The sequence below is a fragment of the Klebsiella sp. 1SOBk5mer genome (genome assembly GCF_046603115.1).
Lineage (GTDB): Bacteria > Pseudomonadota > Gammaproteobacteria > Enterobacterales > Enterobacteriaceae > Klebsiella > Klebsiella quasipneumoniae.
On the sequence record NZ_JBKIUU010000007.1, the window covers coordinates 91,940 to 105,146 of the forward strand.

A 13,207-nucleotide genomic window follows, 5' to 3' on the forward strand; every position below is an offset into this window, starting at 1 on the left:
GCGTTTTGATATGCATCGTCATTCCCGTCTTATGGACACAGCAGCGAGCGCAGCCCGGCCGCTTTGTTGTCAATCTCCTGCCACTCCTGCTGCGCATCGGAGCCGCTGACGATCCCCGCCCCGGCATACAGTCGCAGAGTGTCGTTGTCCACTTTCGCCGAACGCAGCGCCACGCAAAACTCGCTTTGCGCCAGCGACAGATACCCGGCGGAGCCGGCGTACCATTCACGGGAAAAAGGTTCATAGCGCTGAATGAATGCCAGCGCCGCCCGCCGCGGCAGGCCGGCCACCGCGGCGGTGGGCTGGAGCTGCAGCAGACAGCGGCTGTCGTCAGGCTCCGCCAGCTCGGTCCAGATGCAGCGTCGGAGATGCTGCACCTTGCGCAGCCTCACCACCTGCGGCGGCAGAACGTCCAGCGTCGAGGCCTCACTCTGCAGGCGCTGGCAGATATCCTCCACCACCAGCATGTTTTCCCGCTGATTTTTGTCGTCTTTCATCAACCAGTCGGCCAGCTGCTGCGCCTTCGCGTCATCCTGATGATTAGCGACGGTGCCCGCCAGCGCTTCGGTGCGCAGCAGCGCGCCGCGCCGGCGCCACAGCCGCTCCGGCGTGGAGCCGAAAAACGCCTGCCGGGCATTGAACGCCATCAGGAAATGAAAACAGTTAAGATTGCGGCTGCGGCTGGCGGCCATGATGCTCACGGCATCCAGCGGGGCGGCAAACTGCAGGTCGGTTGCCCGCGCCAGCACCACTTTATCCATGTCGCCGGCGGCGATGGCCTGCGTCGCCTGGTCTATCATTGCCTGCCACTGGGGATAATCGGAGGAGTGGCGCTCGCTCAGCAGCGGCGGTACGCCGCAAGGGGTCGCCTGGGCGGTGCTCAGACTGGCGAGAAAATCACCCGCCGTCAGGGCATCGTCGCGCAGGGAGAGGTCGCTGTGCAGCACCAGCCGCATCACGGCCCTGCCGCCGCACCGACGCCACTCCAGACGCGGCAGCACCAGCCGGCCCTGCTGCGGGGCAAACGCATTCAGGCCGCAGATGCGCAGATCCTGCCGCCCGGCCTGGTGTAAAAAGCGGTTTGCGGCGTCGAGCGAGGGAAAGCTTTTTACCGCCCCCAGCGCCGCCAGCTCCTCGTCGCCATTGCGCTGCTGCCAGTAGAACTGCGGCCACTGCGGCTGCTGGCCGCACCATAGCAGCGGATCGAAGGCATCATTCAGCGGAAAGGCAATATCGATAATTCGCGTGCCGGGTGAGTCAGGAAAGGGCTCACTCAGGCCGTCACGTAAACGGGCCAGCGCAGTGGAAACAGACAGCACGCAAACCTCCACGATAGTAAAACCCCACATTATAAGGGGTTCAACGGCGGAATAGCAGTACCCATGACGAGGGAGCGGGTTTTAACTCCCCCGCTCGCCGGCCCGGAACAAGGTTGGGACGCGAGTGTTCAGGGGTCAGAGAGCGCGGCTTTCCCGCGCCATGCCGATGTGCGGAATGCCGTCCTCATCATAGACCTCAGTCACCGGCGTAAAACCGAAGTGGGCGTAAAAGGTTTGCAGATGCGCCTGCGCCCCGAGGTAAATCGCCTTTTGCGGCCAGTGCCGCTGACAGCTGGCCAGCGCCTGCGCCATCAGCTGATGGCCGAGCTTTTCGCCGCGCGCGGCGGGGCTGACGATAACCCGGCCAATCACCACCGGATCGTACGTCTCTTCGCTTTTAAGGATCCGCGCATAGGCCACCAGTTCGCCATCGCGCCAGCCGAGCAGATGGCGATTTTCCCCGACCAAATCATCGCCGTCGACATCCTGATAGGCGCACTGCTGCTCCACGACAAAGACTTCGCTGCGCAGCTTCAGCAGCGCATACAGCTGGGCAACGGTCAGTTCACTATGATGGAGATCCTGCCAGGTCATCATCTGCTGCTCCTTATTGATATACTGATACTTTGCGACTCGCCCTGAGGACACTGGACGATGGAATTAACTTTTTTGGGGACATCCGCCGGGGTGCCGACCCGCACGCGTAATATGACGTCGATAATACTCAATTTGCAACAGCCAACCCGCGCCGAAATGTGGTTGTTTGACTGCGGCGAAGGGACCCAGCATCAATTTCTGCATACGCCCCATCATCCAGGCAAACTGAATAAGATCTTTATTACCCATCTGCACGGCGACCATCTGTTCGGCCTGCCCGGCCTGCTGTGCAGCCGCTCGATGCAGGGGAATTCGCTGCCGCTGACGGTCTACGGACCAAAAGGAATAAAGGAATTCATTGACACCGCGCTGCGCCTCAGCGGTTCGTGGACCGATTATCCCCTGACCATCATCGAAGTCGGCCCCGGTCTGGTGTTCGACGAAGAGGGCTATCGGGTCACCGCGTTCCCGCTCAGCCATCCAGTGGAGTGCTACGGGTATCGCATTGAGCAGCATGACAAGCCCGGCGCCCTCGACGCCGCCCAGCTGATTGCCGACGGCGTGCCCCCCGGACCGCTGTTTCACCGGCTTAAGCGCGGTGAACAGGTCACGCTGGCGGATGGCCGGACGATCGACGGCAGCCGCTACCTGGGGCCCGCTACGCCGGGTAAAACGCTGGCCATCTTCGGCGATACCGCCCCCTGCCCGCAGGCGCTGGAAATGGCGCGCGGGGCGGATGTGATGGTGCACGAAACCACGCTGGAGCAGGCGATGGCGGAGAAAGCCAATAGCCGCGGCCACTCTTCCAGTCAGCAAACCGCAGCGCTTGCCAAAGAAGCGGGGGTCGGCACGCTAATCGCCACCCACTTTAGCTCTCGCTACGATGCCGAAGGCTGCCTGCGGATGCTGGCGGAATGCCGGGAGATTTTCCCGGACACCCTGCTGGCGGAAGACTTTATGGTCTACAGGGTGGCGTAACATTCCGGGCATAAAAAAACCGCCATTCCGGCGGTTTTTTTATTGAGGCAATCAACTTACATCAGCGGCGTCGCCAGCTGCACGATGCTAATCAGCGGCTGCGGCCAGATACCGAGCACCAGCACCAGCAGGGCAGAGATCAGCACCACGATACCGCCCGCGCTGTACTGCCAGTTCGACGGCGCATCACGGTTCAGCTGCTCCGGCGCGCTCAGGTACAAACTCACCGCCACGCGCAGGTAGTAGTAGAGACCGATCGCCGAGCCGACAACCACCGCGGCAACCAGCCACCACAGATGGGCGTGAACACCGACGGCCAGCACGTAGAACTTACCGATAAAGCCGAGAGTCATTGGGATACCGGCCAGGGAGAGCATCATCACCGTCATCACCGCCGACAGGATCGGACGGTGCCAGAACAGACCGCGGTAGGAGAACAGCGAGTCCGCGTCCGGGCCACGGTATGGGCTGGACATCAGGCTGACCACGCCGAACGCGCCGAGGCTGCTGAACAGGTAGCCGGCCAGGTAGACGCCCACGGCTTCCATCGACATTTCGCCGCTTTGCAGGGCGATCAGCGCCACCAGCAGATAGCCGAGGTGGGAGATAGAAGAGTAACCGAGCAGACGTTTGATATTGGTCTGGCTCAGCGCCATCAGGTTACCGAAGATGATAGAGGCGAAGGCGATCAGCCCCAGCACCACGCGCACCGCTTCGCTGTTGCCCACCGGCATGTACAGGAACAGACGCATCACCACACCGAAGATAGCAATCTTGCTGGCGGTCGCCAGGAAGGTGGAGACCGGCGCAGGCGCCCCCTGGTAAACGTCCGGCGTCCACAGGTGGAACGGCACCAGCGACAGCTTAAAGCCAAGACCGACGATCATCAGGCCGAGCCCTGCCAGCAGCAGCGGCTCGTGCAGGGTGTTGTCCGCCAGGCTCTTGCCCAGCGCAAGGAAGGACAGGTTGCCGGAGTTCGCATACACCAGCGCCATACCGAACAGCAGGAAAGAGGAGGCTGCCGCGGAGAGGATGGTGTATTTGATGCTCGCTTCCAGCGAACGCTTCTGGCGGAAGGCGTAGCCGACCAGGCCGAACAGCGGCAAGGAGATCAACTCGATGCCGAGGAACAGCGCCGCCAGATGATTCGCACCGGCCAGCAGAATGCCGCCCAGGGCGGCAATCAACACCAGCAGGTAGAACTCTTCTTTGTTGTCCTTGTAACCCTCAAGCCACGGGTAGGCGAAAGTACAGGTTGCGAGGCTCGCCAGCAGCACCAGCCCGGTATAGAGCATAGCGTAGCCGTCAACGCGGATCAGCGGCGTGACGTCCATCGCCCCGTTCTGGCCGACGAACCAGAGCGAGACCAGCGCGGCGTTAAGCCCGAGAACCGACAGCGTGGCATTGAGAAAATGATTGCGTCGCCACGCAATGGAGAGCATCACAACCACCACCGTCAAGCCGACGATCAGCAGCGGTAGCAGTGCGATCAGTTGTTGTGGAGTTATTGTCATGGCGAATTACGGCCTTGTAGTAGAAACAGAATTAACAAACCACTGCTGAATGTTGCTCATCGCAGCATGCGAGGTGTCGAGGATCGGCTGCGGGAAGAAGCCCAACAGCACCAGCAGCACCACCAGCAGCAGGATGATAGACAGTTCACGCAGGGACATCCCCGGCAGCGCTTTCGCCGCGATTTCGCTTTTCGCTTTACCGAAATAAGCGCGATGCAGCATCGACAGCGAGTAAACGGACGCGAATACCAGACCAAAGGTCGAGATCACGGTGATCACCGGCACCACTTTATAGCTGCCGAACAGGATCATAAATTCGCCGACGAAGTTACCCGTACCCGGCATCCCCAGGGTGGCGACGGCGAAGAACATCGACATCGCCGGCAGCCATTTGATTTTGCTCCACAGACCGCCCATCTGACGCATGTCACGGGTATGCAGACGTTCGTACAGCTGGCCGCAGAGAATAAACAGACCCGCCGCGGAGAGACCGTGAGCAATCATCTGGATCACCGCCCCCTGATACGCCAGCTGGCTGCCGGTGTAGATAGCAATCAGCACGAAGCCCATGTGGGACACGGAGGTGTAGGCGATAAGACGTTTGATATCCGTCTGCGCAAAGGCCATCCACGCGCCGTAGAAGATCCCGATCACGCCCAGCCACATCGCGATGGGCGCAAACTCGGCGGAGGCGTTCGGGAACAGCGGCAGCGCAAAGCGCAGCAGACCGTAGGCCGCGGTTTTCAGCAGGATCCCCGCGAGGTCGACGGAACCGGCGGTCGGCGCCTGGGAGTGGGCGTCCGGCAGCCAGCCGTGCAGCGGCACCACCGGCATTTTCACCGCGAAGGCGATGAAGAAGCCGAGCATCAGCAGGTATTCCACGCCGTGGGACATCGGGGTTTTCAACAGCTCTTCATAGTTGAAAGTCCACACGCCGGTGGCGTTGAAGTGGACGAATGCCAGCGCCAGAATGGCGATCAGCATCACCAGGCCGCTCGCCTGGGTGTAGATGAAGAACTTGGTGGCCGCCGTGATACGCGTTTTACCGTCAGAGGCTTTGTGGCCCCACAGCGCGATCAGGAAGTACATCGGCACCAACATCATTTCCCAGAAGAAGAAGAACAGGAACATGTCGATGGCGAGGAACACGCCGATGACGCCACCCAGGATCCACATCAGGTTGAGGTGGAAGAATCCCTGGTATTTTTCGATTTCGCGCCAGGAACAGAGCACCGCCAGCACGCCGAGCAGGCCGGTCAGCACCACCATCAGCAGCGACAGGCCGTCGATCGCCAGATGAATGCTAATGCCGAAGCGTGGGATCCACGGCAGCACGAACTCAGACTGCCACTGCGGAATACCCGCGGATTGCGTCAGAGAATAGCCGCCCTGCATCCACAGCTGCAGGCCAAGCGCCAGCGTCAGTCCCATAGTAATCAGCGCGATCCAGCGCGGCACTTTCACGCCAAAGCGTTCGGTCTGCCAGCACAGGAAGCCGCCGATAAAGGGGATTAATATCAACCAAGGCAATAACATGGTGATTTTTATTCCTTATTTAAGTCCGGTTCAGGCTATCTTACTCGTCATAGCGAACTCCGGCTGCGCTCACAATCCTCACGTACTTTAATACGCTCCGGTTGCTCCGCGCAGGCGGCGTCCACGTTGACTTCGTCGATAATGCCTGTCCTTTACGACCTGATTTTCAACGAATTCTCACAGAAAATTCACTTCGGTTTGAGGCTTGTTTTGTCGGGTGGCGCTAACGCTTACCCGACCTACGGTCCCGTAGGCCCGGCAAGCAGCGCGCCGCCGGGCAACACAATGGTTCTCAAACTCAACGCAATACCATCAGCAGCGCCAGCACCACCACCGCGCCGATGCTCATTGACGCCACATACCAGCGCAGATAGCCGTTCTCGCTCACCAGCAGGCCTTTACCTGCGAAGCGGGAGAGGATCGCCGGGATGTTCATCAATGCGTTCAGCGGATCGCTCTTCAGCAGCCAGGCAATGCCGAGGAATGGCTTAACGAAGACTTTGTCGTATAACCAGTCGAAGCCCCAGGCATGGAACCACCAGGTACCGAAGAAGCGGCCAGGCGCGCTGTTGGCGATAGAGGTCACCAGGGTGCGTTTGCCCAGCCACAGCCATGCGGCGATCAGGATGCCGGCAATGGCGATGATCCCGGAGGCAATCTCCAGCGTCATCACGTTGCCGTGCGCCAGTTCAGTGGTCTGCGGCAGGACGCCTTCCAGCGGCGGCACGATCAGCGCGCCAACGAAGGTGGACAGCACCAGCAGCACAATCAGCGGCAGATGATGGGTGATCCCCTTCCCTGCGTGCGCGTGAATTTGCTCTTTACCGTGGAACACGATGAAAATCATGCGGAAGGTGTAAAGCGAGGTCATAAAGGCGCCGACCAGGCCCGCCACCATCAGGTTGATATGGCCGTTGGCCATCGCCCCCGCCAGAATCTCATCCTTACTGAAGAAGCCTGCGGTAATGAGCGGCAGAGCGGACAGCGCCGCGCCCCCCACCAGGAAGCAGACGTACACCAGCGGAATAGATTTGCGCAGGCCGCCCATCTTGAAGATGTTCTGTTCGTGATGGCAGGCGAGAATCACCGAACCCGACGACAGGAACAGCAGCGCTTTAAAGAACGCGTGGGTCATCAGATGGAAAATCGCCGCATCCCATGCCTGCACGCCCAGCGCGAGGAACATGTAGCCAATCTGGCTCATGGTGGAGTAAGCGAGAACGCGTTTGATGTCGGTCTGCACCAGCGCGGCGAAGCCCGCCAGCACCAGGGTAACCGCCCCGACGATCCCGACCAGATGCAGCACTTCCGGCGTCATCAGGAACAGACCGTGGGTACGGGCGATCAGGTAGACGCCCGCGGTAACCATGGTGGCGGCGTGGATCAGCGCGGAGACTGGCGTCGGACCCGCCATCGCATCGGCAAGCCACGTTTGCAGCGGCAGCTGGGCGGATTTACCGACCGCGCCGCCGAGCAGCATCAGCGTCGCCCACTGCAGCGTGGTGCTGCCGTTAGCGAAGTGCTGCGGCGCCAGCTCAACCATTTCGCGGAAGTTGAGGGTACCCAGTTCGTTATAAAGAATGAACAGCGCGAAGGCGAGGAACACGTCGCCGACGCGGGTCACCACAAACGCTTTCATCGCTGCGGCGCCGTTCTTCGGATCGGTGTAGTAGAAACCGATCAGCAGGTAAGAGCAGAGACCCACCCCTTCCCAACCCAGGTACATCAGCAGCAGGTTATCGGCCAGTACCAGAACCACCATGCTGGCGATAAACAGGTTGGTGTAGGCGAAGAAGCGGGAATAGCCCTCTTCACCGCGCATATACCAGGAGGCGAACATATGGATCAGGAAGCCGACGCCGGTCACCACGGAGAGCATGGTCAGCGACAGGCCGTCCAGCACCAGGTTGAAGCCGATGTTGAAATCCCCAACCGACATCCAGGTCCACAGCGGCACGCTGACCGCCTGTTTGCCGTTAGCGAAAAAGTCAACGCCGACGTAGGCGGTGACCAGCGCCGCCAGGCCTACCGAGCCCATGCCAACGGTGGCGGAAAGGTTTTCCGACCAGCGCCCGCGGGAAAAGGCCAGCAGCACAAAGCCAATCAATGGCAAAAGAATGGTTAAGGCAAGCATGTTCATCCACGCAACTCACTTACTGAATCGATGTTCAGGTTCTGGCGGCGACGATGGAGCTGCAGCAGCAGCGCCAGACCGATACTCGCTTCCGCAGCCGCGAGGCTGATAGCGAGGATATACATAATCTGACCATCAGTCTGGCCCCAGTAGCTGCCCGCCACCACAAAGGCCAGCGCGGCGGCGTTAATCATGATTTCCAGGCTGATCAACATAAACAGCAGATTGCGGCGGATCACCAGCCCCGTCAGACCAAGCACAAACAGGATGGCCGCGAGGATCAGTCCATGTGTTAAGGGGATCATGCGTGTTCCTCCGTTTTTCTTTTGTCGCTGTCGTTCACGCGGTTGCTCAGCACCTCGCCGGCGCGCTCTTCGCGGCCGATATGGAAGGCGACCACCAGGCCCGCCAGCAGCAGCATGGAGGCCAGCTCCACCGCCAGGACGTACGGCCCAAACAGCGCAATACCCACTTCTTTGGCGTTGATCGCCGCGCCGTCGATACCCTGGTCGTTAATCCCCAGGATGGCGTAAACGATAACCACCAGCAGCACCGCGGAGAGGATGGCCGGGCCAATCCAGATCCCCGGCTGCAGCCATTTGCGTTCCTGTTCGATTTCGCTGCCGCCCAGGTTGAGCATCATCACCACGAAGACGAACAGCACCATAATGGCCCCGGCGTAGACGATAATCTCCAGCGCCCCGGCGAAGTAAGCGCCCAGCGAGAAGAACACCCCGGCAATCGCTAACAGCGAAATGATCAGGTACAGCAGCGCATGCACCGGATTGGTGTGGGTGACGACCCGCAAGGTTGCGAGGATGGCGATCAGGCCACAGATATAAAAAGCGAATTCCATTGCCCTCTCCTTACGGTAACAGGCTCTTGACGTCGATCGGCTTAGCTTCGTTTTCCGCTTCGCCCTTATCTTTGCCGTCGATTGCCATACCCGCCATCCGGTAGAAGTTATATTCCGGGTATTTGCCCGGACCGGAAATCAGCAGATCCTCTTTTTCGTACACCAGATCCTGACGCTTGTATTCACCCAGCTCAAAGTCCGGGGTCAACTGGATCGCCGTGGTCGGGCACGCTTCTTCGCACAGACCGCAGAAAATGCAGCGTGAGAAGTTGATGCGGAAGAACTCAGGGTACCAGCGGCCGTCTACCGTCTCTGCTTTCTGCAGCGAAATACAGCCCACCGGGCAGGCTACCGCACACAGGTTACAGGCGACGCAGCGCTCTGCACCGTCCGGATCGCGCGTCAGCACGATGCGACCGCGATAGCGCGGCGGCAGATAGACCGGCTCTTCCGGGTACATCCGGGTTTCACGTTTGGCGAAGGCATGCAGGCCAATCATCCAGATACTGCGGACCTGGGTGCCGAACCCCACCAATAATTCTTTTAAGGTCATGTTCAATTCACCCCTTATTGCGCCTGCCAGAGAATGACAGCCGCCGTTACCAACAAGTTGACCAGCGTTAACGGCAGGCATACCTTCCAGCCAAAGGACATTACCTGGTCATAGCGCGGACGCGGTAATGATGCGCGGATCAAAATGAACATCATCATGAAGAACGCGGTTTTCAGCGCGAACCAGATGAAAGGAGGTAACCACGGGCCATTCCAGCCGCCGAAGAACAGCGTGACGATCAGCGCTGAAACGGTGACGATACCGATGTATTCACCGACGAAGAACAGACCGAACTTCATGCCGGAATATTCAATGTGGTAACCATCGGCCAGCTCCTGCTCCGCTTCCGGCTGGTCGAACGGGTGACGGTGACACACCGCCACGCCGGCGATGGCGAACGTCACGAAGCCGAAGAACTGCGGGATGACATTCCACAGATGCGCCTGGTTGTTGACGATATCGGTCATGTTGAATGACCCCGCCTGCGCCACCACGCCCATCAGGGAGAGGCCGAGGAACACTTCGTAGCTCAGGGTCTGCGCGGAAGCACGCATCGCCCCCAGCAGGGAGTATTTGTTGTTGCTCGACCAACCGGCGAACAGCACCGCGTATACCGCCAGGCCTGCCATCATCAGGAAGAACAGGATCCCGATGTTCAGATCGGCCACCACCCACGTCGGGCTGACCGGCACGATGGCGAAGGCCAGCAGCAGCGAAGTAAAGGCGATCACCGGCGCCAGAGTAAAGATCACGCGATCCGAGAAGCGCGGAACCCAGTCCTCTTTAAAGAACATTTTGATCATGTCGGCGACCAGCTGCAGCGAACCGCCCCAGCCTACCCGGTTTGGCCCGTAGCGGTTCTGGAACAGACCGAGCAGACGACGCTCGCCGAAGCTCATGAACGCGCCGCAGGTGACCACCACCAGCAGAATGACCACGGCCTTCAGGATGCTTAACAGAATGTCGATTAGATCCGGCGTTAACCAGCTCATGCTTTCGCCTCCTGCAGTGAATCAATACGCGATCCGGTCAGTACCGGCGCAATGCCCGGCATGCCCATCGGTAAGCCAACCTGTCCTGCGGTCAGACCTTCAGAGATAACCAGCGGCAGACGCAGGGTCTGGCCTTCCACGCTAAAGGAGAGCATCGCCCCGGCGTTGACGCCAAGCTTCGCGGCATCCGCCGGGTTCAGCTTGATGTACGGCTCAGGCATCCGGCTCTGGAACACCGGCGCGCGCTGTGACAGCTCATCGCTGCCAAACAGGTGGTAGTACGGCGCGATACGCCATTTCCCGTCTTCCGCCTGGAAGCTGGCCGGCACCGCCGTGAAGTATTCCAGCCCGCTGGCGGACGCTTCAAACAGACGGACGCCCGGATCGCCGTGGCGCAGTTTCCCGCCCACTTCATCCTGGAACTTGTTCCATGCCTGCGGGGAGTTCCAGCCCGGCGCCCAGGCGAACGGGATCTGCGAACGCGGGGCGGACGGCTGGTTGTTCCCTTCCATGGAGAAGGCGAACATGGTGTCTTTATCCTGCGGCTGACGCGGTTCGTGGACGCTGATGTTGGCGCGCATCGCTGTGCGGCCGCTGTAGCGGTGCGGTTCACGCGCCAGCTTCTGCCCGCGAATGCGGAAGGTCGCATCCGGCGCGGCGTCTTTAATGCCCGCCAGCTGCGGCAGGGCGGCAATCGCGGCATCGATGACGTGGTCCAGCTGCGTCCAGTCAACCTGACGGTTGTTAACGGTGCTGTGCAGGGAATGCAGCCAGCGCCAGCTTTCCAGCATGACGGTTTTCGCGTCGTAGTAGGCCGGGTCGTAGACCTGGAAGAAGCGCTGAGCGCGGCCTTCGTTGTTGACCACGGTACCGTCGCTTTCCGCAAAGCTTGCCGCGGAGAGCACCAGGTGCGCTTTGTCCATAATCGCCGTGCGCTGATGGTCAACCACCATCACCAGCGGCGCTTTGGAGAGCGCTGCGTCGACGCGGGCGGCGGAAGCATGACGGTGAAGGTCGTTTTCCAGCACGATAACCGCGTCTGCGGCGCCGCTTTCCAGTTCGTCCAGCGCCTCTTCAAGCGAGCCGCCGCCGATCATACCCAGACCGACGCTGTTCACCGCGCGGGCAACCATCGTCACGCCGACGTCGGCGCCGCGGCCTTTCAGGGCTTTCGCCACGTTAGCGGCGGCCTGGATGATCTCCATGCTGCCGGCGTTGGTTCCGGAAATAATCAGTGGTTTTTTCGCCCCGGCCAGCGCCTGGACGATGACATCGACTTTACCCTGCAGTTCGCGGCTCAGGCCGTCAACCGCCGGCGCGCTGTCGTCCAGCGCATGGGCGATGGCGAAGCCGAGACGCGCCTGATCTTCCACCGGCGCGCGGTAGGTCCACGCGGCGATGTCATCCAGGCGGGTGTCATCGATGTTGGTGACGAATAGCGGGTGTTTGGCGCGCTGGCCGATGTTGAGGATCGCGGCGATCTGCCAGTCGGCCACTTTCTGCGCCGCCGCCATTTCGCGTGCTTTCCCTTTCACCGCCTGACGCACCGCCAGCGCGACGCGCGCGCCGGTCTGGGTAATGTCTTCGCCCAGCACCAGTACCGCGTCGTAGGATTCGATATCGCGCAGGCTTGGGGTGTGGATCCCACCTTCGCGCAGCACTTTCAGCATCATCTGCAGGCGCGCTTGTTCGCCTTTGGCGATGCCGGTGTAGAAGTTGTCGGCGCCCACCAGTTCGCGCAGCGCGAAGTTGCTTTCAATGCTGGCGCGCGGGGAGCCGATGCCGATCACTTTCTTCGACTGGCGCAGAATATCCGCCGCGCCCTGCATCGCCTGCTCGGCGTTGAGGGTAATCAGATCGTCGCCGCGGCGCTGAACCGGCTGACGCGGACGGTCTTTCAGGTTCACGTAGCCATAGCCGAAACGACCGCGGTCGCAGAGGAAGTAGCGGTTAACGGTCCCGTTATAACGGTTTTCGATACGACGCAGTTCGCCATAGCGTTCGCCCGGACTGATGTTACAGCCGATGGAACACTGCTGGCAGATGCTCGGCGCAAACTGCATGTCCCATTTACGGTTATAGCGCTCGGAGTGGGTTTTATCGGTGAAGACGCCGGTCGGGCAGACTTCCACCAGGTTGCCGGAGAATTCACTCTCCAGGGTGCCATCTTCCGGGCGGCCGAAGTAGACGTTGTCGTGGGCGCCATAGACGCCCAGATCGGTGCCGTCGGCATAATCTTTGTAGTAGCGCACGCAGCGGTAGCAGGCGATGCAGCGGTTCATTTCGTGAGAAATAAACGGCCCCAGATCCTGATTGCGGTGGGTACGCTTGGTAAAACGATAGCGGCGGAAGCTATGGCCGGTCATCACCGTCATATCCTGCAGGTGGCAGTTGCCGCCCTCTTCGCAGACCGGGCAGTCGTGCGGGTGGTTGGTCATCAGCCACTCCACCACGCTTTCGCGGAACTGCTTCGCTTCGCCATCGTCGATAGAAATAAAGGTGCCGTCGGATGCCGGAGTCATACAGGACATCACCAGGCGACCACGCGTGTCTTCCGCGTTCTGATATTGCTTCACCGCACACTGGCGGCAAGCACCGACGCTCCCTAGCGCCGGGTGCCAGCAAAAGTAGGGAATATCAAGCCCAAGAGAGAGACAAGCCTCCAGCAGGTTGTCCGCTCCGTTGACCTCGTATTCTTTGCCGTCTACATGAATCGTAGCCATTAGCG

The 13,207-nt window shown here is 60.4% G+C and carries 11 protein-coding genes; 1 reads left to right on the plus strand and 10 read right to left on the minus strand.

Annotated elements, in window-relative coordinates; genetic code table 11:
- Positions 1-29: 29 nt before the first annotated feature.
- The gene (menF, locus tag ACLH1U_RS16505) at positions 30-1,319 is read right to left on the minus strand and encodes an isochorismate synthase MenF (RefSeq protein WP_255889597.1); all 1,290 of its coding nucleotides are present in this window, start codon (positions 1,317-1,319) and stop codon (positions 30-32) included.
- A 135-nt stretch (positions 1,320-1,454) separates the two neighbouring features.
- Positions 1,455-1,916, minus strand: a complete 462-nt coding sequence (locus ACLH1U_RS16510; protein WP_032453589.1) for a GNAT family N-acetyltransferase — start codon at positions 1,914-1,916, stop codon at positions 1,455-1,457.
- Positions 1,917-1,973: 57 nt separating this feature from the next.
- Here ACLH1U_RS16510 and rnz point away from each other — a divergent pair, with 57 nt between their 5' ends.
- Complete coding sequence (gene rnz / locus ACLH1U_RS16515) at positions 1,974-2,894, plus strand: ribonuclease Z (RefSeq protein ID WP_032453590.1); 921 nt, start codon at positions 1,974-1,976, stop codon at positions 2,892-2,894.
- A gap of 56 nt (positions 2,895-2,950) precedes the next feature.
- Here rnz and nuoN read toward each other — a convergent pair whose 3' ends face one another.
- The 8 genes from nuoN to nuoG form a co-directional block, all read right to left on the minus strand.
- Positions 2,951-4,408, minus strand: coding sequence for an NADH-quinone oxidoreductase subunit NuoN (gene nuoN / locus ACLH1U_RS16520; RefSeq protein WP_004201737.1), 1,458 nt, complete (start codon positions 4,406-4,408; stop codon positions 2,951-2,953).
- A gap of 6 nt (positions 4,409-4,414) precedes the next feature.
- The gene (gene nuoM / locus ACLH1U_RS16525) at positions 4,415-5,944 is read right to left on the minus strand and encodes an NADH-quinone oxidoreductase subunit M (RefSeq protein ID WP_048297929.1); all 1,530 of its coding nucleotides are present in this window, start codon (positions 5,942-5,944) and stop codon (positions 4,415-4,417) included.
- A gap of 298 nt (positions 5,945-6,242) precedes the next feature.
- Complete coding sequence (gene nuoL / locus ACLH1U_RS16530) at positions 6,243-8,084, minus strand: NADH-quinone oxidoreductase subunit L (RefSeq protein ID WP_032453592.1); 1,842 nt, start codon at positions 8,082-8,084, stop codon at positions 6,243-6,245.
- A complete protein-coding gene (gene nuoK / locus ACLH1U_RS16535; RefSeq protein ID WP_004865088.1) occupies positions 8,081-8,383 on the minus strand; it encodes an NADH-quinone oxidoreductase subunit NuoK in 303 nt (100 codons plus the stop codon). Before nuoK ends, nuoL begins: the two co-directional genes overlap by 4 nt.
- Positions 8,380-8,934 (minus strand): NADH-quinone oxidoreductase subunit J, encoded by a 555-nt coding sequence (gene nuoJ, locus ACLH1U_RS16540; protein ID WP_004201743.1) that lies wholly within the window; start codon positions 8,932-8,934, stop codon positions 8,380-8,382. Before nuoJ ends, nuoK begins: the two co-directional genes overlap by 4 nt.
- A gap of 10 nt (positions 8,935-8,944) precedes the next feature.
- A complete protein-coding gene (nuoI, locus tag ACLH1U_RS16545) occupies positions 8,945-9,487 on the minus strand; it encodes an NADH-quinone oxidoreductase subunit NuoI (protein WP_002913152.1) in 543 nt (180 codons plus the stop codon).
- A 14-nt stretch (positions 9,488-9,501) separates the two neighbouring features.
- Positions 9,502-10,479 (minus strand): NADH-quinone oxidoreductase subunit NuoH, encoded by a 978-nt coding sequence (gene nuoH / locus ACLH1U_RS16550; protein WP_023290510.1) that lies wholly within the window; start codon positions 10,477-10,479, stop codon positions 9,502-9,504.
- Positions 10,476-13,202 (minus strand): NADH-quinone oxidoreductase subunit NuoG, encoded by a 2,727-nt coding sequence (gene nuoG / locus ACLH1U_RS16555; RefSeq protein ID WP_044524268.1) that lies wholly within the window; start codon positions 13,200-13,202, stop codon positions 10,476-10,478. The genes nuoH and nuoG overlap by 4 nt, the downstream gene beginning before the upstream one ends.
- Between the last annotated feature and the right edge of the window lie 5 nt (positions 13,203-13,207).

Bases quoted from the DNA above. Each gene is read 5' to 3' on its own strand.
- nuoG (WP_044524268.1), bottom strand. From the start codon at position 13,202: ATGGCTACGATTCATGTAGACGGCAAAGAATACGAGGTCAACGGAGCG.
- nuoN (WP_004201737.1), bottom strand. From the start codon at position 4,408: ATGACAATAACTCCACAACAACTGATCGCACTGCTACCGCTGCTGATC.
- rnz (WP_032453590.1), top strand. From the start codon at position 1,974: ATGGAATTAACTTTTTTGGGGACATCCGCCGGGGTGCCGACCCGCACG.
- nuoH (WP_023290510.1), bottom strand. From the start codon at position 10,479: ATGAGCTGGTTAACGCCGGATCTAATCGACATTCTGTTAAGCATCCTG.
- nuoJ (WP_004201743.1), bottom strand. From the start codon at position 8,934: ATGGAATTCGCTTTTTATATCTGTGGCCTGATCGCCATCCTCGCAACC.
- nuoK (WP_004865088.1), bottom strand. From the start codon at position 8,383: ATGATCCCCTTAACACATGGACTGATCCTCGCGGCCATCCTGTTTGTG.
- nuoL (WP_032453592.1), bottom strand. From the start codon at position 8,084: ATGAACATGCTTGCCTTAACCATTCTTTTGCCATTGATTGGCTTTGTG.
- ACLH1U_RS16510 (WP_032453589.1), bottom strand. From the start codon at position 1,916: ATGATGACCTGGCAGGATCTCCATCATAGTGAACTGACCGTTGCCCAG.
- nuoI (WP_002913152.1), bottom strand. From the start codon at position 9,487: ATGACCTTAAAAGAATTATTGGTGGGGTTCGGCACCCAGGTCCGCAGT.
- nuoM (WP_048297929.1), bottom strand. From the start codon at position 5,944: ATGTTATTGCCTTGGTTGATATTAATCCCCTTTATCGGCGGCTTCCTG.